A 20,203-nucleotide genomic window follows, 5' to 3' on the forward strand; every position below is an offset into this window, starting at 1 on the left:
GCCTGATTCCCGCGGCTCTCCCTGCGCGACGAATCGGGAATCGTTGGTACGTCAGTCGCGCAACGGCTGAGGAGTGGGTTGCGGGTTCGGACGACGCGGCTGTGATGGCTCACCCGGACACGCGAGCGATGATGCATGCGGCGCCGGTCGTTCCGAGTCCGCGGAGCGCGGAGTAATGGGCAGCGTCGGATTGCTGATCCTCTTTGCAATCGTCGGTGCCGCGATCTGTGCGAAGGCACGCTCGGCTCTGGGCGCGATCGCGTTCTCGATCATCGGGCTGATCCTGTTCATCTCCACGCCGGTCGGCGACGGACTGCCCGGGGCGATCGAGTCGTTCATGTCCGGGTTCGACCAGGCTGCCACGCTGGCGCTGAACCAGGAGCAGCCGCAGCGGGCCGGAACCGACGGGTCGGACCGGTGAGCCCCGCCGCTGGTGTGGTCGGGCGCCGGTTCGCCTTCAGGGCCAGGCGGGCCAAGGGCATGTGTGGTCCCGCCTGCGGCGGGGCGGCGGGCCGGCCGGCCCGAGTTCAGCACGACCTCCCTCAAGTTCAAGGGTGCTGCGCATCGGCTGGCGCCGACGGCCTGGCGGCCGCCCTTGAGCTCGAGCCTCCGAGGTCGCGCGCGCCTTACGGCGCGGTGGCGGGGCAGGCGCCGCCACCCGGGGGCCGGGCCGACCGGCCCACCACCGGCGTCAGTCAGGAGGCCAACATGATCATCAGCGAGGCACGGGACGAGCAGCTCACGACGCCGGACTTGGTCCACCTGGACGACCTGATCTGCCCGGGTTGCGGTGACCACGTCATCGGGGACCCGCCGCTCGGGTGGGACGCCTCGGCGGGCTTGGCACCGGAGTTCTCACACCGCGACGGGTCGGTGCTCTGCCCGGACAGCGGGCGGGCGGATCAGCGAGCCGGTCGAAGCCGGCGGCCTGCGGTTCGCCCTGACCGACGCCGGCGCGGCCGCCTTGATGGCGGACGCGGGTGCGATCGGAGCGGGGGCGTGGTCGTGACCGGGCGCGATGGCCGGTCGCGGGTGCGGCAGGCGGCGATGGAGTGGGACGTGCCGGTCGACACGGCGCGCGTCGAGGACCTGGACGAGCGGCTGCGAGACGGGCGGTGCGGGCGCACCGGGTGGATGCAGGTCCTGATCGATCACGACACCCCGTCCGGTCGCTGTCCAGGCTGCGGGTGGGCGACGACGTCGTCCCGGCGGGACTGCCCGTCGCGAGTGATTGCAAAGGCCCTGCTCGAGCGGGCACCGCTGCCGGCCTGGTTGGCGCATCTGGTCAACGACGTGCCAGGCGCGCGCACCAAGGCCAACGCCGCGACGCGGGAGCAGCAGCGAGCCGAGATGGACGAGACGCCGGGGTTGTTCGCGGCGCCGGCGCGGGTCCCGGATCCACGGGGGCCGCAGTGAGTACGAGACGAGACGACGAGGTGGGACGGCCCGGCGACGGGTTCTTGGCGGAAGTCAGCCGCCGGGCCGCTCTCACCGCACATCAGCAGAAGGCAGGCGAGAACACGATGGTAGGACCAGTTGACCACGGCTGGCGCGCGCACGCGGCGTGCCGCACGGCCGACCCGGAGACCTTCTTCCCGGTCGCCGAGAACGGGCCCGAGCTCGATCGGGCGGTCGCGACGGCGAAGCGGATCTGCGCGGGCTGCCCGGTGCTGGCCGAGTGCCGGGCCTGGGCGATCGAGGCGCTGCCGCACGGGATCGCCGGAGCGATGACCGAACACGAGCGCCACCACGCCCGCCGCACGCGCCCCCCGCGTCGCGTCACGGCCTGCAGCGGGGGAGCGTCGACGACCCGGACGCCGGTCGGCGCGTCCCGGTTGCCGAGACGGCTGCGAGGGCCGGTGATCGCAGCCGGGCAAGCCGCGCTGGCCGACGGGGTTCCGCGGGACCAGGTGGCGGACGAGTTCGCGGTGACCCGTCGCACAGTCGACCGCTGGGCCGCGACTCAGCAGCGCTCCCCCCCGACCACGGGCGCAGCGACGGGCGCGTTCGCGGGTGGTGACCGGTGATGGCCGAGTTCGGGCAATCCCCGCGCCAGACCGCAGCAGAGCAGGCGCGGCACCTGGTCCGCCGGATCGCGGTCGACGTGTTCGGCGCCTCGGTGGTCGAAACGCCGATCCCCGGGTTCACCGTGATCACCGACAGGGCGTTGGACGACCCGTTGGGCGGGGTGCGGGCGGCGCTGCTGCTGCGCGGCGTCGCAGGCTCTCAGCTCTACGACCACGCCCGCGCCGCACGCAGCGCGGGCCGGTCGTGGGATGAGATCGGCGCCGCGCTCGAGCTGCCGGACTACGAGTTCGACTCGCGGGCCGAGGTGACATTCGCGTGGTTGGTCGAGGGCCGCGAACCCGCACCCGCCCACCGGGACCCGGTGCCGGTGTTCCACCCGCCGTCGTCGTCGTGGCGATGCGGCACCTGCGCAGCGCTGGTCACCGACCGCGGCCCGTATGAGTCGCACCCCGACGACAACGAGACCGGCCACGCCAGCGACTGCACACGGCACATCGCCGCGATCGCGGCCTGGAAGACCCGTACCGGATGGGAGGACGAGTGATGAACGCCGAACTGATCTCCGCACTGCTCGCGCTGGCTGCGGGTGTGCTCGCCGTCCGGTGGTGGCGGCATGCGCGACGGATCGCCGGCGCGCTGGTGGGCGTGGTGGCGGTCGGGGCCGCGCTCGTCGCGATCCGGAATCTGCCCGAGCCGGTCGTGGTCGCGACGCTGCTGGCCGCGCTCGGTGTGGTCGCGGTCGTGACCGCCTGGCCGTGGCTCAGCCTCGCCCGCCGGGCCGGGGAGCGGACGGAGGCGGATCGATGAACCTCTCCACTCTGATCCTCCTCGGTGGTCTGGCGGGCGCGGCCGCGGTGGCCTGGCACCGCGGGGCCCGCCGCGCCGGACTGCTGCTCGGCTTGGCCGCTTCGTTGCCCGCGGCGACCCTGGTGCAGGGCCTCTACGCCGCGCTGTCCTGGCCTGCCCTCGTCCTGATGGTCGTGGTCGCCGCTGCGGTGCTGTGGCACCGGTGGTCACGGTCCTCGGCGATGGTGTCGCGCTGGGCGTCGAGGTCGCGGCGCAAGGTCGGCGTCGCGTCCACCCTGGACATCGTCCGCCACGCCGGAACCCTCGCCGTCCGCCGCCGCGCGAACACGGTCCGCCCGTCACTGGCCACGCTGACCAGCATCCAACGTCTGCGACTGTCGACGGCGCAGGTGGCAGTCGAGCTGTGCCGCACAGGGTTCCTGCGGGTGTGGGCGCTGGTCGAGGACGTCGTGATCGTCGTCGGTGGCCCGCGCACCGGCAAGACCGGCTGGCTCGCCGGCCGTGTCCTCGACGCCCCTGGCGCCGCGCTGGTGACCTCGACGCGTACGGATCTGGTGGAGTTGTGCGGGCCGCTGCGCCGCCGCGACCGTGGCCCGGTGTTCGTGTTCAACCCCGCCGGGCTCGGTGGGCGGGCGTCGTCGATCACCTTCGACCCGCTCACCGGCTGCACCAACCCCGTCACCGCGACTGAGCGGGCGACGGACATGATCGCCGCCGTCGGCTCCGGCCATGGCGGGGACCGGGAGTTTTGGGACAACCAGGCCCGCCGCGTCCTGGCCGCGCTGCTGCACGCCGCCGCCCTGGGTGGGAAGCGGATGCGCGATGTCCTCGGGTGGGTCGCCGACCCGGACACGGCCGGCCGCGACGTCCCGGCGTTGCTGCGGCGCTCGGGGGTGCCGGCGTTCGAGCAGGACGTCATGCAGTTCATCTCCACCAACGAACGCACTCGTTCCTCGATCACCTCGTCGGTCATGCCGGCGCTCGGGTGGCTGACCCACCCGGCTGCCGCCGCGGCGGCGGAGCCGGGTCGTGGGTTCGACGTCGGCCGGTTGTTGGAGGAGCGGGCGACGGTGTTCCTGCTCGGCGCCGAGGAGGCCCAGACCGCGCCGCTGGTGTGTGCGCTGACCGGGCACATCGCCCGCGAGGCCCGCCGGATCGCCGCCACGAAGCCGGCCGGGCGGCTGGACCCGCCGCTGGGGCTGTTCCTGGACGAGGCCGCGCTGATCTCGCCGGTGCCGTTGGAGTCGTGGACGGCGGACATGGGTGGGCGCGGGGTGACGATCGTGTGCGCGTTCCAGTCCCGCGCCCAGCTGCTGGCGCGGTGGGGGGAGCACAAGGCGGCGACGATCCTGAACAACACCGCCGCCGTGCTCGTCTTCGGCGGCACCCGCGACAAGGCCGACCTGGAGTTCTGGTCGACCCTGGCCGGGGAGCGCGACGAGCGGATCACTACCACCGACCTCCACGGCCGCGTTGCCAGCCGGACGGTGCGGAAGGTGCCTGTGCTGGCGCCGGCGCAGATCGCGAACCTGCCGGCTGGGCGGGTCGTGGTGATCCGGCGCGGGATCGCGCCGGTGATTGGGCGGGCCCGGATGGCGTGGCGTCGCCGGGACGTGCTCGGCTACCAGCGCGACGTCCGCCGGGTCGATGTTCGGGCGGCGCGCGCGGCGCGGTGGGCCGAGGCGCGAATGTGGCGCGACGAAGCCCTGCAGGCGCTACTTGGTGTCCTGGCTGGGTGGTGGCCCGAGCGGTATCGGCAGCGCTACGAACACCAGCGCGACGAGAACCGCATGTTCCGCGAGCTCGCCGTCATCCACGACCGCGCCACTCGCACCGCCACCGAACCGCGCTCCAACGGACCGAACGCAGGCAGTGACGAGGACGGCTCGGAGTCCGAGCGATGACCGTGCCCGTGCACCCCGAACCGCCGTCGAGCGGGGACGATCCAGTCCTCGCCGGGCTGGCGCGCCAGATCGACGAGTTGCGCCGCCGGGTCGACGGCCTGGACCCGGTCCCCGGCCGGGTCGACGAGCTCGGGCGGCTGGTCTCGCAGATGGCCGACACCCTGGCCACCCTGGCGGCGCGCCGCCGCCCGATGCCGGCGCCGTCGTGGCTGGTCGCCCCGACCGGAGAGGCCGAGGTCGGCGCGCTACTCGACGAACTCACCGCGTGGTTGGCGACGGTGTTCCTGCGCTACCCGGACGCGGCGTCGGTGATGCCGGAGTGCTGGCTCTGGCACCCCGACGTCGTCGAGGAGCTGCTGTGGCTCATGCACGCCTGGTGTGCTGCCTACCAGGGCTCGGATGCGTCGGTGTCCGCGGCGGGGGATTGGCACGACCGCCAGCGCCCCGGCGTGATCGCCCGGATCCGCAAGGCGGCCGGGTCGTGTTCGATCGAGTGCCATCAGACCCGGCCGAACTGGCCGGCCGAGAACCGGCCGCCACCCGTGGTGCCGGGGCTGGCGCACACCGCGCTGATCGTCGGCTGGTGGGCGACCCGACGGGACCAGCCCGCCCCCGAACCCGCGATACCGACCGGTGCCCGCCCGTTCGGAGGTGCGCTCGGATGACCACCGGCACGAGCGCCGACCCAGCCGTCGGCACGCCGCCGTCAACGGCGGGGCCGCGGCGGCGGGCGTGGGCGGCGGTGTGGCTGCCCGGCCTGGCCGTCGCGGTGGGTGCGGCGGTGGCGACCGCGCACGGGCTCTACGAGGTCGCCGTCGCCGCCCGGGTCCCGGCCGGGATCGCGTGGATCTACCCGCTGATCACCGACGGCCTGGCCCTGGTCGCGTACGCGGCCACGGCCCGGCTCACGGGGTCGGCTGCCCGCTACGCCTGGGCGGTGGTGATCGTCTCGGCCGGGTTGTCCGGGCTCGCGCAGGCCAGCTACCTCGCCTCCGACGCCGCCACGGTCGGCGGCGCGCTCACGGTCAGCCCAGGCTTGCGGTTCGGGGTCGGGGCGTGGCCCGCGATCGCGGCCGCCGTCGTCGCGCACCTGCTCTACCTGCTCGCCGCGGACCGAGCAGCCGGGCCGCCGCTCGGGGCTGCTGACGACAGAGCCGGGACGACTGTCCACGTGTCCCGCGCCGTTCCCGCGACCCACGGGACACCGGACGCACCGGACGAGACACGGGACAGCGAGCAACCTGACCCGCCTGCGCTAGATGTAGCCGGCCATCACGTTGGTGACAGGCGGCTGATTGGGGAGCGGCCCGCGCAAGCGGTGTGAGGGCGTCGCTGGTTGTAGTACTCGAGCCAGGCGCTGAGTGCCAGTGTGCGGTCGTCGTTGGTGGCGTAGGGACGCCGGTAGGCCCATTCGATGGCCAGGGTCCGGTTGAACCTCTCCACCTTGCCGTTGATCCACGGGCAGTGCGGCCGGATGAACTTCTGGCGTGCTCCGAGACCGGTCACGGCCTCGGCGAATACCCGGCAGCCGCGGTAGTTGCGGGCGTTGTCGGTGATCACACGCTCGATGCGGCCGATGCCGGCTGCGGCGAACGCGGCCGCGGCGCGCTGAACGAAACCGGCGCAGGTGGCGCCCTTCTCATCGGGCAGGACCTCGGCGTAGGCGAAGCGGGAGTGGTCGTCGACCATGGCGTGGACGTAGTCGAACCCGATGCGGCGGGTCGCGCCCGGACGGGGGCCGCGGCCGTGGATCCGCCAGCCCCCGCCGTCGGGGATCCGGCCGAGTTTCTTCACATCAACATGGACCAGCTCACCGGGTGCGGCGTGTTCGTAGCGGTGGGCTGAGGCGCGGGTGGCGCGGATCGGGGCGCCGGTGATGGGATCACAGGCCGCCAGCCGAGCCACGCCGTGGCGGGCCAGGATCCGCGATACCGAGCGCGCCGCGACTCCGGTGGTGGCCGCGATCGCGGCCGGACCGCAGCGCTGCTCACGCCGCGCGGCCAGGACCGCCTGTTCGGTGTCGGCGCTGTGACGGGTCGGGCTGTGGTGTGGGCGGGAGGACCGGTCGCGCAGACCGGGATCTCCTTCCCGGTCGTAGCGGGTGACCCACCGGGACACGCACTGGCGGGAGACCCCGAGCTCGCGGGCGACGTGGGACTGCGGGCGGCCATGGTCGCGGACTCGCGCGACGAGCAGTCGACGCCCATGCAGGGTCAGGCGAGCGTTAGCGTGCACGGTGGAAGGCCCTTCGTGGCGAGATGGACGGCTTCAGACACCTCCCACCTCGCCCGAAGGGCCTTCCCCGTTCAAGCAGCCACGCCGTCGGCCACCGTCACCAACCTCCTGGCCGGGTACAGCTAGATGGTCCGGTGATTCAGCCGGACACGGCCGGGGTGTCCCACGACGGCACCCCCGATGACGACCCGGCGCCCGAGGGCGCGGGAGCACCGGCCCGCGAGCACGCGCGCGAGATCGCCGAGCGCCACCGAACGCGCCACGGCGCGCTCCCGACCGTGCGAGAACTCCAGACCCTCGCCGACGTCTCCCGCGGAACCGCCGCACGAGCCCTCACCCGACTCCGAGACACCACCGAGCAACCCGAGAACGCACTCCACCTCGTCACCGACGACACCAGCACGAGGACCCAGCCATGACCACCAGCACCAAGAACCAGAACAACAACACCGCGACCGAGCACGACACCAGAACCGAGAGCGACTACGCCAGCAGCACTACAACCGCCACAAGATCAAAGGATGCACACCGAGGCATCACGATCCGAGGGAGCGGGCCGGCCTCCGGCCGGCCGCTGACCAGCGCGAGCGCTGTTGATCTCCAGTCGAACGAATTCATGATCGTTTCAGGGTGGTCGACGTGCTGAGGATCGCTACCGGCTACTCGCCGGACTACCTGCTGCGCGAAGTCGCGACCGGGCGGGAGAACTACTACACCGGAGCGGTCGCTGAAGGGGAGCCACCGGGCCGTTGGTGGGGCTCCGGAGCTGAGCAGCTCGGTCTCGGGGGCCTCATCGACGCACAGGACATGCGCGGCCTGTACGAGCGCTTCCTCGACCCGCGGGACGACGCCTTCCGCGACCCGTCCCGGTGGGACGAGGTGTCCACCCTGGGACACACCGGCCGCAAGTACATGTCCGAGGACGACCTCTACGCCCAGGCGCTGGGACGCGAGCCGGACGCGTCCCCCGAGCGCCGCGCCGAGCTGCGGACCGAGGCCGGGAAGGCGGCCCGGCACAACGTCGCGTTCCTGGACGCGACGTTCAGCGTGCAGAAGTCGGTGACGCTCCTGCACACAGCGTTCGAGGCGCGCGAGACCGCGGCCCGCGCCGCCGGGGACGAGGAGACCGCGGCGGCGTGGGGTGAGTTCCGTCAGGCCGTCGAGGACGCGATCTGGGCGGGCAACAACGCCGGCCTGGCCTACCTGTCGGAGAAGGCCGGCTACTCGAGGGTCGGGCACCACGGCGGCGCGGCGGGCCGGTTTGTCGACGCCCACGACTGGGTCGTCGGATCGTTCTTCCAGCACGACTCCCGCGACCGGGACCCGCAGCTGCACATCCACAACGCGATCCTCAACCGGGTCCAGGGCCCCGACGGTCTGTGGCGCACCCTGGACTCGCGCGGGATCCACCGCTGGCGCGCCGGGGCCGGCGCGGTCGCCGAACGGACGACCGAGGAACGGCTCACCCACACCCTCGGGATGGTGATCGCCACCCGCCCGGACGGGAAGGCCCGCGAGGTCGTCGGCGTCCCGGAGGAGGCCATGTCGCTCGTCTCGTCCCGGCGCCACGCGGTGACCGCGAAGACCCGCGAGCTCGTCGAGGCCTACGAGGCCCGCTACGGGCGCGCGCCGAACTCGGCGATGCGCGATCGCCTCGCCCAGCAGGCGACGCTGGCGACGAGGGCAGCGAAGTCCCACGACGGCGAGACCCGCGAGCAGCTGCTCGACCGGGTCGAGCACCGGCTCCGGGCGGAGATCGACGGTGGTCTGGCCGGGATCGCCGACACCGCCCTGGCCGCGCGGCGCGACGGGGTGGAACCGCAGGGGTTCCACCCGCAGTCGGTGATCGAGATAGCGCTCGAGGACGTCCGGTCCCGTAAGGCGGGCTGGACGCGGTCGGACCTGACGCGGGCGATCAACGCCGCTCTGCCCGACTACCTCGGCGCCTGGGAGGGCGCTGACGTCGCGCAGCTGCTCGACCAGCTCACCGACGAGGCTCTGCGCTACGCCGTACCGATCGAACCCGACCGGCCCGGGGACGCGCACCTGCCCGACGAGCTGCGCCTGGCCAACGGCGAGTCCGCCTACCAGGCACCGGGCGGGCGGGTCTACACCACACCGGACCAGGTGCGCTCCGAGCGGATCCTGCTCGGCGCGACGCTCGACCGCGACGGAGTCGCGCTCTCCGGCCCGGACGCGGACCGTTTCCTGCTCGGCCTGCGCGAGCGGGGGATCGAGCTGGGCGCCGACCAGGCGACCGCGGTCCGAGGGATCCTCACCTCCGGCGCCCGCGTCGAGACCCTCGTCGGGCCGGCTGGGACCGGCAAGTCGTTCGTCGTCGGCACCCTCGCCCACGGCTGGACCGAGCCGAGCGCCGGACCGCAGGCCGAGCAGGGTCGGGAACGACGGGTGTTCGGCCTGGCGACCAGCCAGCAGGCCACCCAGGTCCTCACCGCGGAAGGGCTGACCGCGCGCAACGTCGCCCGCTGGCTCGCCACCCAGGACCGGCTCACCGCCGGCGCGGCGGAACGTCGCATTCAGGACGGCGACGAGGCGTGGCAGCTGCGCAGCGGCGACCTGGTTGTCGTCGACGAGTCCGCCATGACCGACACGGCCGCGCTTGCCGCGATCCACCGGCACACCGAGCGGGCCGGGGCGAAGCTGCTGCTCGTCGGAGACCACCGCCAGCTCGCCGCAGTCGGCGCGGGCGGCGGCATGGACCTGCTTGCCACCGCCGGCTCACGCTACGAGCTCACCGACGCCCGCCGCTTCAACCACGCGTGGGAGCGCGACGCCAGCCTGCGTCTACGCGCCGGGGACGAGTCCGTGCTGCGCGAGTACTTCGAGCAGGGCCGCGTCCTCGACGCCGGCACCCGCGACCAGGCCGGCGACTCCGCGGTCAAGGCGTGGATCGGGGACACCCTCGACGGGCGCCGGTCGCTGCTGCTGGTCGACACCAACGAGCAGGCCGCCGACCTGTCCGCCCAGATCCGCGCCGAGCTCGTCCGACTCGGGCGAGTCGACGAACACGGTGTGCTGCTCGGGCTGCAGGGCACCTACGCCGGAGTCGGCGACCTGGTCCAGGCCCGCGACAACGCCTGGCACCTTGACGGCTTCGAGGGCAACCGGCGCGCCCCGCTCAACCGCGACAACTTCCGCGTCACCGCCGTGCGTGACGACGGAGCGATGGAGGTCACCACCGACCTCACCGGCAGCGACCCCGACGGAGGCGAGCGCCTGCTGCTGCCCGCGTCCTACGTCGCCGAGCACATGGCCCTCGGGTACGCCGGAACCATCTACACCGCCCAGGGCGCCACAGTGGACACCACCCACTGCGTCGTCACGACGACCACCAGCCCGAACGCTCTCTACGTCGGCATGTCACGTGGCCGGGACGCCAACACCGCCCACGTCACCACCCGTACCGGACCCGACGATGCCGCCGACGGAAACCCGACCGAGCACTCGCTGCACCGCGACCCCGTCGCCGTCCTCGCCACCGTCCTGGACAACACCGACCCGATCGAGCATCGATCCGCGCTCGCCCAGGCCACCGAAGCCGCCGCCCACGCAGCCAGCACCCGCACCGCCACGGAACTGCTCGTCGACGCCGCCCAGCTCGCCGCGACCGAACGCACCGCCAACGCTCTCGATCGGCTCACCGCCGACGGCACCCTCGCCACCGACCAACGAGCACGGATCGCTGCCGAGGACGGCGCCGCCGCGCTGACCCGCGTCCTGCGACGCGCCGAGCTCGCCGGCCACGACCCCGACGCCGTGCTCCGCGAGGCCGTCGAATCCGGCCCACTGGAGGGGGCGCGTCAACTCACCAACGTCATCTACTCCCGCGTGGCCGATGCGCATCGCTTCGACCCAGCGGGCGAGAGCTGGGCCGACTGGGTCCCCCGAACAGACAACCCCGAATGGTCCCGATATCTCGACTCCCTCGCCGACGCCGCGGACTCCCGGGCCCGGGAGCTCGGCGAGGCAGCGGTCGCCGAACAGCCGAGCTGGGCGGTCGACGCGTTCGGACCGGCCCCCGACGATCCGCAGGCTCTCGAAGAATGGAAGTCCGAGGTCGGCCGGATCTGCGCCTACCGCGAGGCCCGCGGGCACGACGACGGCCACGACGCACTCGGGCCGGCACCGAAGCCCGGACAGGTCGAGGAGTATGCCGCCTACCGCGCCGCGTGGCGGTCCCTCGGCCGGCCGGAGATAGACCGCGAGCACCTGGAGCTGTCGAACGGCCAGCTCCGGATGCGCGTCCGCGCCTGGCAGCGCGAGGAAGCAGCTGCGCCTCGCTACGTCGCGAACGAACTCGCCGGAACCCGACAGGCCGCCGCGCACCACCGCCAGACCGCCGCGCTCCGGCGTACCGAGGCCGACGCCTCTACCGAGCCGGCCGAGCGCCAGCGGCTCGCCTTCGAGGCAACCCAGGCGGCCGCCCTCGCCGACACACTCGACACGCGAGCCGTCGACCTGCAGGAGGTCGACGACGCCCGCGCCCGCTGGCTGGCGCACACCGCCGAGACCCGCAGCCAGGCCGAGCTCTCCCGCGCGGAGCTCTCGGCCCGGGACGCCGACGAGGATCCCGACGAGCGCGTCACCGCCGCCGAGTGGAAGGCAGCGCACGACGCCGACGTCATCGACGACGAGAGGCACCGAGAGGTCACCGACGCCGATGTCGATCCCCGCCAGGCCGGGAACGATGAGGGCCGCCACGAGGACATCGACCTCAGAGAGGACGATGACCACGCGGCTGACTCGCGGCGACCCGACCTCCGTGACGAAGCGACACGGGAGCCGGCGCCGCTGGTGGACGAGGACGCCGTCCGGGTCCCTGACGCGGACGCGACCGCCCACAGCCTCGACCACGCGGGGCGGGTACTCGACGAGATCAGCTACCGCGAGTCGGCTGACGAGCTCGAAGACGCCGACCGCCGCGGCGAGGAGCTCGCCCGATGGCACTCCGACGACCGGATCGCGGACGCCGCCGTCAGCTCCGACGAGCTCGTGGACGCCTACGACGGCCCTGGCGACGTCGGTGATCTGTGAGTGCGCCTACCTGTTCGCGGGCGGGTTCCACGCAGTAGGGCGACCATCCCCGTCGAAAGGGGGTGGCCCGTCGTGCCGCCACGCCCAGCGCAGTGTCGCCCGTATGCCTTCGCACCAGCCGGGCTGGCTCGTGAGCAGCTCCGGCCGGCGTTCGGGCAGCCGTTCCGCGGCGAGGTACTCGCGCTCGATCAGTTCCTCGAATGCGAACTGGCGGGTCCCGGTCGCCGGTGTGCGCGGAGGGCGCGGAGGCCCCCACGGCGGCGTGTACATCGCGCGGGCCAGCCACTGACACGTCGCGGCCACTCCGCCCGCGTACCAGTCCGGGCCCTTGACCTCCGAGCCTGCGGCGTTGAGCCGCGCCGCCGTTGCCCAGACCGATGCGAAGTCCGCGCGCGGCACCCGCAGATTCCCTCGGGGAATCTGCTCGACCTGCTCAACGGTCGCCGCCGTCATGGCAGAAGAGTGACACGCCGGACCGACAGATCACCACTGAACGATCCGGGTCGAGTTCCCTTCCTGTCGATGGACGCCTATCTCATCGGCGGCAACGTGCGAGGAGCGAGCGCCGCTGCTGGAACCGCGACACCCTCCTGTCGAACGACCTGTGCACCGTCGATCGACGGGATGACGAAGTCGCACAACCCGAGCCAGCGGCCGTCGATGGAACGGACCCAGCCGCGCAGCGTGCCGGGAACGCGTCCGGTCAGATGCAGACTGTGATGCATCCGTTCACGGATCGACCCGGCCGGAACCGCCGCGACCTCGTCGCGAGCCGGGCCGTAGAGCATGTCGAAGTCGACCCAGATCGGCTTTTCCAGCGGAGGGGGCGGCGGCCGGAACTGGCCCATCTCGCTCATCAAAGGCTCCCCATGACATGCGCGTGCGGATGCGAGCCCGGGGGAGCGGGATCAGCGATCGACCGTAGGCGCTCACGGCCGCGCGGCCAAGTGATCGGGAGGAACGCCTGCGGCGTGGCCTGACGGCCCGGTGGCTTGCCACGGCCGGTCTCCCGATCAAGGGCGCTTCGCGTCGCTACGCGACAGGCCTTCGGCCTGCCCGTGGACCGCGAGCCTCGCCGGCCGTGCCGGGTCGCCCTGACGGGCAGCGGGGTACAGCGCCCCGCCACCCGCAAGGGGTTCCCGGGCCGACAGGCCCGACGATCATCGGGAGGCCACCATGACCGGCCGACAGAACACCGCCCAGCAGGCTCGGATCGCGGTCGAGCAGGACCTCGAGGAGCGCCGCGGCGGTGCCGCGCAGGTGATGGGGTTCTCGGTGCGGGTCGCCGGTCGGGTGCCGGTCCGGCTGGACCTGCGCAACTCCGGCACCACGGAACGCCAGCTGGGTCTCTCGCTCGGGATGGTGCTGGTGTATCTGCGCACCCACTACACCGCGCGGCTGGTCGAGCAGGCGTGGACCGAGGCGGCGCCGCTGGCGCGGTCGCTGACCCCGTTCCTGGCCGGGCGCCGTCGTGGGGTGATGGCGACCGGACCGTGGTCGGTCGCGGCGATGGTGCAGCTCGGCGGCGCGCCGAAAGTGATCGCGTCGCTGAACGAGACCCGTCCGGGTGCGGAGTTGCCGACGATGCTTCGGATGCAGCTCGGCCCGATTACTTGGGACCTGTGCGACGCGACGGCGTACACGGCGATGCTCAACGGGTGGCGGTCGGCGGCGAATCTGTTGGCTGTGGACAGTCCGGACCTGGAGTGACCGTTTGTGGATGGATCGGCCCGGCCGCTGGGGCGGCCGGGCCGATCCGCGCGATGCTCGGGGTATGGAGTGGCGGGTGGGCGTGTTGCGGCCGGGTGTGGAGAACGTGGACTGGACGGCCGGCGGTGACGCGCCGTCGGGGACGACGGCGCGTACGCAGGCGATTGATGCGTTGACGGCGCTGGTCGAGCTTGAGGGGATCCGGCAGGAGTACCGGATGCACGTCGGCGACGTCCCGGTGATGGTCTGGCCGGGAATGCATCCGGACGGCCGGCTCGATGTATCCGGGCTCGACGCTGCGGTCCCGGACGACCGTGACGCCCCGGCAGGTTGGTGACCGTTGCTCGGGATCAAGGCGAAATGGCCACATTGCGATAGAAGGCTGTACGCACGATTTGAGGTGGCAACCTGCACATCCCGGAGGTGACCGGCGCCTGACGCCGACCTGCACCTTCGCCGAGCCTCGAACGGTCGGAGCGGGCCACGTTCACGACGACCTTCAGCTTGGCCGTCCGGTCGATCGCCTGAACGACTGTTCATGCTCGCAGTCCGATGCTGCAGTCTGGGCTGGTTCGATCTAGGCTCGATGATGCCGACGGTCCGCCCGCGGCCCGGTGACGGGGAGCGGGCGGGGCAAGAGGGAACCCGGTGCGAGTCCGGGACTGCCCCGCAGCGGTGAGTGGGAACGACCGCCGTCACGAGAGCACTGGGAGCACCCGCTCCTGGGAAGCGACGGCCAGTAGGTACGAGATCGGCGTCCACGAGTCCGAAGACCTGCCGACGGTGCGTGCGCCGTCCGGTGTGCGCGGATCCGTGGCCCCGAGGGAGGGTCGAGCGGACGCACGGGCACCCGTCTGCTCGGACGCCGTCGCACCTCCTCGCGCACCCTGCGGATCCTCCACCGCTCGCGAGGAGAAGAGCTGTGACGAGTTCGACCACCACTGTGCTGGGCTATCCGCGGATCGGTCCGCGCCGGGAGCTCAAGCGTGCGACCGAGGCGTTCTGGGCCGGTCGCAGCGACGAGGCGGCGCTGCGGGACACGGCCGCCCGGATTCGCCGGGACACCTGGGGGGAGTTGGACGGTGCCGGTCTCGGCTCGGTACCGGGCAACACGTTCTCCTACTACGACCACGTCCTGGACACCGCGCTGGCCGTGGACGCCGTGCCGGAGCGGTTCGCCGGCATCGAGGACCCGATCCGGCGGATGTTCGCGATGGCCCGCGGCGTCGAGGGTGCCCCGGCGTGCGAGATGACGAAGTGGTTCGACACGAACTACCACTACCTCGTCCCCGAGCTCGGCCCGGACACCGCGCTGGCCCCCCGCAGCACAAAGGTCATCGAAGACTTCCGCGAGGCGCAGCGCCAGGGCGTGACGACCCGCCCTGTGCTGGTCGGTCCGGTGACGCTGCTGCTGCTGTCCAAGGCGGCGGACGGCGCGCCGGAGGGGTTCACTCCGCTGGACCTGCTGGGTCCGCTCGTCGAGGTCTACGCGGACCTGCTGCTCGAGCTCGCCGAGGCCGGCGCCGGATGGGTCCAGCTCGACGAGCCGGCGTTCGCCGCCGACCGCTCGAATGCCGAGGTCGACGCACTGCGGACCGCCTACGACCGCCTGGCCGCCCTGAAGCGCCGTCCGCGGATCCTCGTCGCGAGCTACTTCGGACGGCTCGGTGGCGCGCTGCCGGTGCTCGCGCGCACGGGGGTCGACGGCATCGCGCTGGACCTGGTTGCCGGCGCCGCGGATCTCGACGGCATCGAGAAGGTCGAGGGCCTGGACCGCAAGCTCGTCCTCGCCGGCGTCGTGGACGGACGCAACGTCTGGCGCACGGACCTCGACGCCGCGCTGGCGAAAGCACAGCGCCTGACCGGCGTCGCGGGCCGGGTGGGGGTCTCGACGTCCTGCTCGCTGCTGCACGTGCCCTACGACCTGGCCGTCGAGACGGCGCTGCCCTCCGAGGTGACCGACCGGCTGGCGTTCGCGCGCCAGAAGGTCGACGAGGTCGTGCTGATCGGTCGGGCGCTGGCGGACGGCCGCGAGTCGGTCGCCGCGGAGTTCGACGCCGCGGCCGCACTCCGGGAACGGGTGCGGGAGACCTCCGGCCGTGACGACGCGGTGCGCGCGCGGCTGGGCGAGCTCGGGTCCGACCACTACCGGCGCGGAGCCGCCGACGTGCGCGCGAAGGAACAGCGCGACGCTCTCGGCCTGCCGGAGGTCCCGACCACGACGATCGGCTCGTTCCCGCAGACCGCGGAGATCCGGAAGGACCGCGCGGCTCACCGCTCGGGGGAGATCGACGACGCCGAGTACGAGGCGCGTATGCGCGCCGAGATCACGCGTGTGATCGAGCTCCAGGAGAGCATCGGCCTGGACGTGCTCGTGCACGGCGAGCCGGAGCGCAACGACATGGTGCAGTACTTCGCGGAGAACCTGGACGGCTTCGCGACGACGGAGCTGGGCTGGGTGCAGTCCTACGGCTCGCGTTGCGTGCGCCCGCCGATCCTGTACGCCGACGTCTCGCGGCCGCGTCCGATCACGGTCGAGTGGGCGCGGTACGCGCAGTCGCTGTCGTCGAAGCCGGTCAAGGGCATGCTGACCGGGCCGGTGACGATCCTGGCCTGGTCGTTCGTGCGCGACGACCAGCCGATCGACGCCACGGCGCGCCAGGTTGGGCTCGCGCTGCGCGACGAGGTCACCGACCTCGAGGCGGCCGGGATCCGCATCGTCCAGGTCGACGAGCCGGCGCTGCGCGAGCTGCTCCCGCTGCGGGAGGCCGACCGGCAGGAGTACCTGGACTGGGCGGTGGACTCGTTCCGCATGTCGACCGGGGGCGTGCAGGACTCGACCCAGATCCACACGCACCTGTGCTACTCGGAGTTCGGCGAGGTCGTCGGCGCGATCGACGGCCTGGACGCGGACGTGACGACGGTGGAGGCCGCCCGGTCGCGGATGGAGGTGCTGGCCGAGCTGGGTCCGGGTGTGCCGCGGGGTCTCGGGCCGGGCGTGTACGACGTGCACTCGCCCGAGGTCCCGGACGCCGACGAGCTGGCCACGCAGCTGCGGGCGGCCCTGTCGCACATCGGGTCCGACCGGCTGTGGGCCAACCCGGACTGCGGGCTCAAGACCCGCGGTGAGCCGGAGACGGTGGCGGCGCTGACGAACCTCGTCGCCGCCGCCCGCCGGGTCCGGGCCTGAGACCCACCGGACCCCGGGCCCGTTCCGGGGCCGGGGTCCGGTGGAGATCGACCGCACCGAGTCCGATCCGGAGCCGGCCGGCCCGGCGAACGCATCACCGGCCGAAGAGCCCGCTCAGTACGCCATCGCCTGACGCCATTGCCTGGGCGGTCCGTTCCTGGGCTGGCTCAGGACTCGTCGAGCGGCCGACCGGTGCACCGGACCGTCCATCGGTCCGTGCCGCCGCGCAGGTCGGTGACGGTCAGGGGTGCGGCGTCGATCCGCCAGAACGCGGAGGGCGGAGCGCCCATGGTGGTGACGACAGCTGCCCGCGCGATGGCGGCGCCGGCTACGGCGATGGTGTGTCCAGGCGGCATCGAGGCCAGAACTCGGCGTACCCGCTCGATGAGTGCTGTCAGCGACTCGCCGGCGTGCGGTGTCGAGTCGGGGTCGGTCAGCCAGGCGTGGAGCCCCTGAGGGTCGGCCTCGGCGATGTCGTCCAGGGTCCTGCCGGTCCACTGTCCCGGGTCCCAGGGGCAGAGGTCGTCGTCGGATCTGCCGGACAGGCCCAGCCCGCTGTGGGTTTCGGACGAGGCGGGATCCGGACCGTGGCGGCTGTGGTCGTGGCGGGGCACCCGAGGGGCGGCGTCGGTCAGCGCGGCGATCCACCGTTGGTCCAGCGGCGCGTCGACTGCGAACGCGGCTGTCGCCGTGGCGGTGGTCGCGGCGTGGACGACGAACGTCACCCTCGCCTTCCGATCGGGGTTCACGTCGGTTCGCAGCGCCGAACACCTCCGCTCCGCCTCATGCGAGCGTTCGACGACGCGCTCGGCGAGTGATCCGAACCCGGACCCGGTCAATCCGCACAGTAGACCTCCGCGTTCCGGCCGCCTCGTCGCGACCGCTCGGAAGATCCATTCCTGAGAAGCGGTCCTCCGGCCGCGGGTGAGGCCGGAGGACCGGACCCGGTGAGCTAGGGTGTGTCTCCCAAATAGGCGGACCGGGGTGCGCGATGCTTGATCGGTGCCGCGCACCGCTGTCCTGACTGATGCCCAGTGGGCCCGTCTGGCGCCGCTGTTGCCCTCCTCCGAGGGTCGTCGCGGGCGCCCGTTCCGCGATGACCGCCGGGTGCTCGAGGGGATCATCTACCGGTATCGGTGCGGGCTTCCCTGGCGCGACGTCCCAGCCGAGTTCGGGCCGTGGCAGACGTTGTGGAAGCGGCACCGCCGCTACAGCGGCGACGGCACCTGGGACCACATCCTGGCTGCTCTTCTGGTCGAGGCCGACGCCGCCGAGGTGCTCGGGTGGGCGGTCAGCGTGGACTCCACGATCATCCGTGCCCACCAGCACGCCGCGACCCTCAAGCGCGACACAGGGGGCCGGATCGAACTACACGAATCTGCTCGCCGAACCAGCAGATCACGCGCTGGGACGGTCCCGCGGAGGGCTGTCGACGAAGATCCACCAGCTCGTTGACGGGCACGGCCGCCCGCTGGTGGTCCTCCTCGGCCCCGGCCAGGGCGGCGACTCGCCAATGTTTCCGCACCTGATGGCGCACCTGAGCATCGCCCGACCGGGCCCGGGACGACCCCGGACCCGGCCCGAACGCGTGCGCGCGGACAAGGCCTACTCCTCACGCGCGATCCGCCGGCACCTGCGCGAGCGCCGGATCATCGCTGTCATTCCGGAGCCCTCTGACCAGCAGGGACACCGCAAACGACGGGGCTCACGCGGCGGTCGACCGCCCGCATTCGATCCGGTCGACTACCGAAACCGCAACGTCGTCGAGCGCGGGTTCTGCCACGTCAAGCAGTGGCGCGGGCTGGCCACCCGTTACGACAAGCTCGCCCTGACCTTCCGCGGCGGCGCCGTCCTGAAGGCAATCGTCACCTGGCTCCGCGCATTGGGAGACACACCCTAGTACTCCAGCCGCACTTCGTGATGTGGGTCTGCGCTAGGCTTTGATCTTGTGCAGGTGGAGGAGGACCTAGAGGCGTGGGCCGGCGGCCTGGACGGGTTGTTCGGGCTGGTGGCGGGGCGGTTCTTCCGGACGGAGCCGCGGCGTCGGGCGCGGGCGTATGTGCGTGGATTGTTGGCGCCGTTGGCCGGGAAGAACGGGTGGACGCTGGCCGAGGTCGCCGGTGACACGACGCCGGACGGGATGCAGCGGCTGCTCAACTCGGCGGCTTGGGACGCCGACGGGGTCCGCGACGACCTGCGGGACTACGTCACAGAACACCTCGGCGAGCCCGGCGGGGTGCTGATCGTCGACGAGACCGGGTTCCTGAAGAAGGGGGCCAAGTCGGCCGGGGTGCAGCGCCAGTACTCCGGCACTGCGGGCCGGGTGGAGAACTGCCAGCTCGGGGTGTTCTGCGCCTATGCCAGCGGCAGGGGCCGCACGTTGATCGATCGTGAGCTTTACCTGCCCAGGTCGTGGACCGGTGATCGGGAACGTTGCCGGGCTGCGGCGGTGCCCGACGAGGTCGAGTTCGCCACCAAGACCGTGCTGGCCAAGCAGATGCTCGGCCGGGCCCTCGACGCTGGTGTCCCGGCGTCGTGGGTGGCTGCGGACGAGGCCTACGGTCAGGACTACAAGTTCCGCTCCTGGTGCGAGAAGCGCCGGATCGGCTACGTCGTCGCCGTGCCCCGCAGTCAGTCGATCCCGCTCTCGCTCGAGGCTGACATCGCCGGGCTGGCCGGGTCACGACGCGCCGACGACCTGGTCGCTCGCGCGCCGGAGCAGGCGTGGAAGCGCCGCTCGGCGGGGGACGGGGCGAAGGGTGAGCGGCTCTACGACTGGGCCGTGGCCAGCCTGTCTCCGCCACCGGAGGCGCCCGCCGGGTGGGGGCGCTGGCTGCTGGTGCGCCGTCAGATCCTCACCGACACCCAGATCGCCGCCGGTGACGAGCCGGAGTTGGCCTACTACCTGTGCGCAGGCCCGCCCGGCACCAGTGACGACGACCTCATCCGGGTCGCCGGCGCCCGGTGGGCGATCGAGGAGTGCTTCCAGACCGCGAAGAACGAGGTCGGGCTCGACCAGTACCAGGTGCGGCGTTACGACGCCTGGTACCGCCACATCACCCTGGCCATGCTCGCCCACGCCTACCTCTCGGTCACCGCGGCGATCGCCCCAAAAGACCTGGCAGCGGGCTCATCCCGCTCACCCTCGCCGAGATCCGACGTCTCCTGGCATCTCTGATCCACATCCCCGCCCGCACCGTGGGCTGGGCCTGGTCGACCTGGCGTCGCCGTCACCAACACCGAGCCCGCGAAAGCCACTACCGACGACGAAGAC

At 72.4% G+C, this 20,203-nt stretch carries 19 protein-coding genes, 1 pseudogene and 1 riboswitch; of the genes and pseudogenes, 16 read left to right on the plus strand and 4 right to left on the minus strand.

The genetic code is table 11. The annotated features are described in order from the left end of the window. The first annotated feature begins 175 nt into the window (after positions 1 to 175). The 8 genes from XF36_RS04325 to XF36_RS33685 all read left to right on the plus strand — a co-directional run bounded on the left by XF36_RS04325 (position 176) and on the right by XF36_RS33685 (position 6,063). A complete protein-coding gene (locus XF36_RS04325) occupies positions 176 to 421 on the plus strand; it encodes a hypothetical protein (RefSeq protein WP_060710976.1) in 246 nt (81 codons plus the stop codon). 287 nt (positions 422 to 708) lie between these two features. Then, the gene (locus tag XF36_RS04330; protein WP_145981251.1) at positions 709 to 1,416 is read left to right on the plus strand and encodes a hypothetical protein; all 708 of its coding nucleotides are present in this window, start codon (positions 709 to 711) and stop codon (positions 1,414 to 1,416) included. Between the two features lie 107 nt (positions 1,417 to 1,523). Next, the gene (locus tag XF36_RS29420; protein WP_082375743.1) at positions 1,524 to 2,027 is read left to right on the plus strand and encodes a WhiB family transcriptional regulator; all 504 of its coding nucleotides are present in this window, start codon (positions 1,524 to 1,526) and stop codon (positions 2,025 to 2,027) included. After that, positions 2,027 to 2,572, plus strand: a complete 546-nt coding sequence (locus XF36_RS04340; RefSeq protein WP_060710978.1) for a hypothetical protein — start codon at positions 2,027 to 2,029, stop codon at positions 2,570 to 2,572. Before XF36_RS29420 ends, XF36_RS04340 begins: the two co-directional genes overlap by 1 nt. Continuing rightward, on the plus strand, positions 2,572 to 2,835 hold the full coding sequence (locus XF36_RS04345) for a hypothetical protein (RefSeq protein ID WP_060710979.1): 264 nt from the start codon (positions 2,572 to 2,574) through the stop codon (positions 2,833 to 2,835). The genes XF36_RS04340 and XF36_RS04345 overlap by 1 nt, the downstream gene beginning before the upstream one ends. Next, a complete protein-coding gene (locus tag XF36_RS04350; protein WP_060710980.1) occupies positions 2,832 to 4,739 on the plus strand; it encodes a type IV secretory system conjugative DNA transfer family protein in 1,908 nt (635 codons plus the stop codon). Before XF36_RS04345 ends, XF36_RS04350 begins: the two co-directional genes overlap by 4 nt. Next, complete coding sequence (locus XF36_RS04355) at positions 4,736 to 5,404, plus strand: hypothetical protein (RefSeq protein ID WP_060710981.1); 669 nt, start codon at positions 4,736 to 4,738, stop codon at positions 5,402 to 5,404. Before XF36_RS04350 ends, XF36_RS04355 begins: the two co-directional genes overlap by 4 nt. Next, positions 5,401 to 6,063, plus strand: a complete 663-nt coding sequence (locus XF36_RS33685; RefSeq protein ID WP_060710982.1) for a hypothetical protein — start codon at positions 5,401 to 5,403, stop codon at positions 6,061 to 6,063. Before XF36_RS04355 ends, XF36_RS33685 begins: the two co-directional genes overlap by 4 nt. On the opposite strand, the gene XF36_RS04365 is transcribed toward XF36_RS33685, so the two are convergent. Beyond that, positions 6,012 to 6,974, minus strand: a complete 963-nt coding sequence (locus XF36_RS04365) for an IS481 family transposase (RefSeq protein ID WP_060710983.1) — start codon at positions 6,972 to 6,974, stop codon at positions 6,012 to 6,014. The genes XF36_RS33685 and XF36_RS04365 overlap by 52 nt on opposite strands. 134 nt (positions 6,975 to 7,108) lie before the next feature. On the opposite strand from XF36_RS04365, the gene XF36_RS04370 reads away from it, so the two are divergent. From XF36_RS04370 to mobF, 3 genes are read left to right on the plus strand one after another with little or no spacing between them, the layout of a single operon-like run. Beyond that, positions 7,109 to 7,393: a GntR family transcriptional regulator gene (locus tag XF36_RS04370; RefSeq protein WP_060710984.1), complete on the plus strand. Its 285-nt coding sequence runs from the start codon at positions 7,109 to 7,111 to the stop codon at positions 7,391 to 7,393. Then, entirely contained in the window at positions 7,390 to 7,620 is a 231-nt protein-coding gene (locus tag XF36_RS31270; RefSeq protein ID WP_145981253.1) for a hypothetical protein, read from the plus strand. The genes XF36_RS04370 and XF36_RS31270 overlap by 4 nt, the downstream gene beginning before the upstream one ends. Continuing rightward, positions 7,614 to 12,029: a MobF family relaxase gene (gene mobF, locus XF36_RS04375; RefSeq protein ID WP_238589121.1), complete on the plus strand. Its 4,416-nt coding sequence runs from the start codon at positions 7,614 to 7,616 to the stop codon at positions 12,027 to 12,029. The genes XF36_RS31270 and mobF overlap by 7 nt, the downstream gene beginning before the upstream one ends. Positions 12,030 to 12,035: 6 nt before the next feature. Here the strand turns inward: mobF and XF36_RS31275 are convergent, their stop codons facing one another. After that, positions 12,036 to 12,482, minus strand: coding sequence for a hypothetical protein (locus tag XF36_RS31275; RefSeq protein ID WP_145981254.1), 447 nt, complete (start codon positions 12,480 to 12,482; stop codon positions 12,036 to 12,038). A 77-nt stretch (positions 12,483 to 12,559) separates the two neighbouring features. Then, complete coding sequence (locus XF36_RS04380) at positions 12,560 to 12,886, minus strand: hypothetical protein (protein WP_060710986.1); 327 nt, start codon at positions 12,884 to 12,886, stop codon at positions 12,560 to 12,562. 319 nt (positions 12,887 to 13,205) lie between these two features. Between XF36_RS04380 and XF36_RS04385 the strand changes: the two genes are divergently transcribed. The 3 genes from XF36_RS04385 (at position 13,206) to metE (ending at position 16,929) form a co-directional block, all read left to right on the plus strand. Further along, positions 13,206 to 13,739, plus strand: coding sequence for a hypothetical protein (locus tag XF36_RS04385; protein ID WP_060710987.1), 534 nt, complete (start codon positions 13,206 to 13,208; stop codon positions 13,737 to 13,739). A 64-nt stretch (positions 13,740 to 13,803) separates the two neighbouring features. After that, positions 13,804 to 14,076 carry a hypothetical protein gene (locus tag XF36_RS04390; RefSeq protein WP_060710988.1) on the plus strand — a complete coding sequence of 91 codons (273 nt, stop codon included), beginning with the start codon at positions 13,804 to 13,806 and terminating at the stop codon, positions 14,074 to 14,076. 242 nt (positions 14,077 to 14,318) lie between these two features. Then, a riboswitch (cobalamin riboswitch) is annotated at positions 14,319 to 14,535 on the plus strand. A gap of 126 nt (positions 14,536 to 14,661) precedes the next feature. After that, complete coding sequence (gene metE / locus XF36_RS04395) at positions 14,662 to 16,929, plus strand: 5-methyltetrahydropteroyltriglutamate--homocysteine S-methyltransferase (RefSeq protein ID WP_060710989.1); 2,268 nt, start codon at positions 14,662 to 14,664, stop codon at positions 16,927 to 16,929. Between the two features lie 167 nt (positions 16,930 to 17,096). Here metE and XF36_RS04400 read toward each other — a convergent pair whose 3' ends face one another. After that, entirely contained in the window at positions 17,097 to 17,654 is a 558-nt protein-coding gene (locus XF36_RS04400; RefSeq protein WP_060710990.1) for a histidine phosphatase family protein, read from the minus strand. Positions 17,655 to 17,931: 277 nt separating this feature from the next. Between XF36_RS04400 and XF36_RS30020 the strand changes: the two are divergent. Continuing rightward, positions 17,932 to 18,829 (plus strand): annotated as a pseudogene (locus tag XF36_RS30020) (IS5 family transposase). A 54-nt stretch (positions 18,830 to 18,883) separates the two neighbouring features. Continuing rightward, positions 18,884 to 20,107: an IS701 family transposase gene (locus XF36_RS04415; RefSeq protein WP_082375744.1), complete on the plus strand. Its 1,224-nt coding sequence runs from the start codon at positions 18,884 to 18,886 to the stop codon at positions 20,105 to 20,107. Positions 20,108 to 20,203: the final 96 nt, after the last annotated feature.

Origin of the sequence: Pseudonocardia sp. HH130629-09 (assembly GCF_001294645.1) — a bacterium.
In the GTDB taxonomy this organism is placed as follows: Bacteria; Actinomycetota; Actinomycetes; order Mycobacteriales; family Pseudonocardiaceae; genus Pseudonocardia.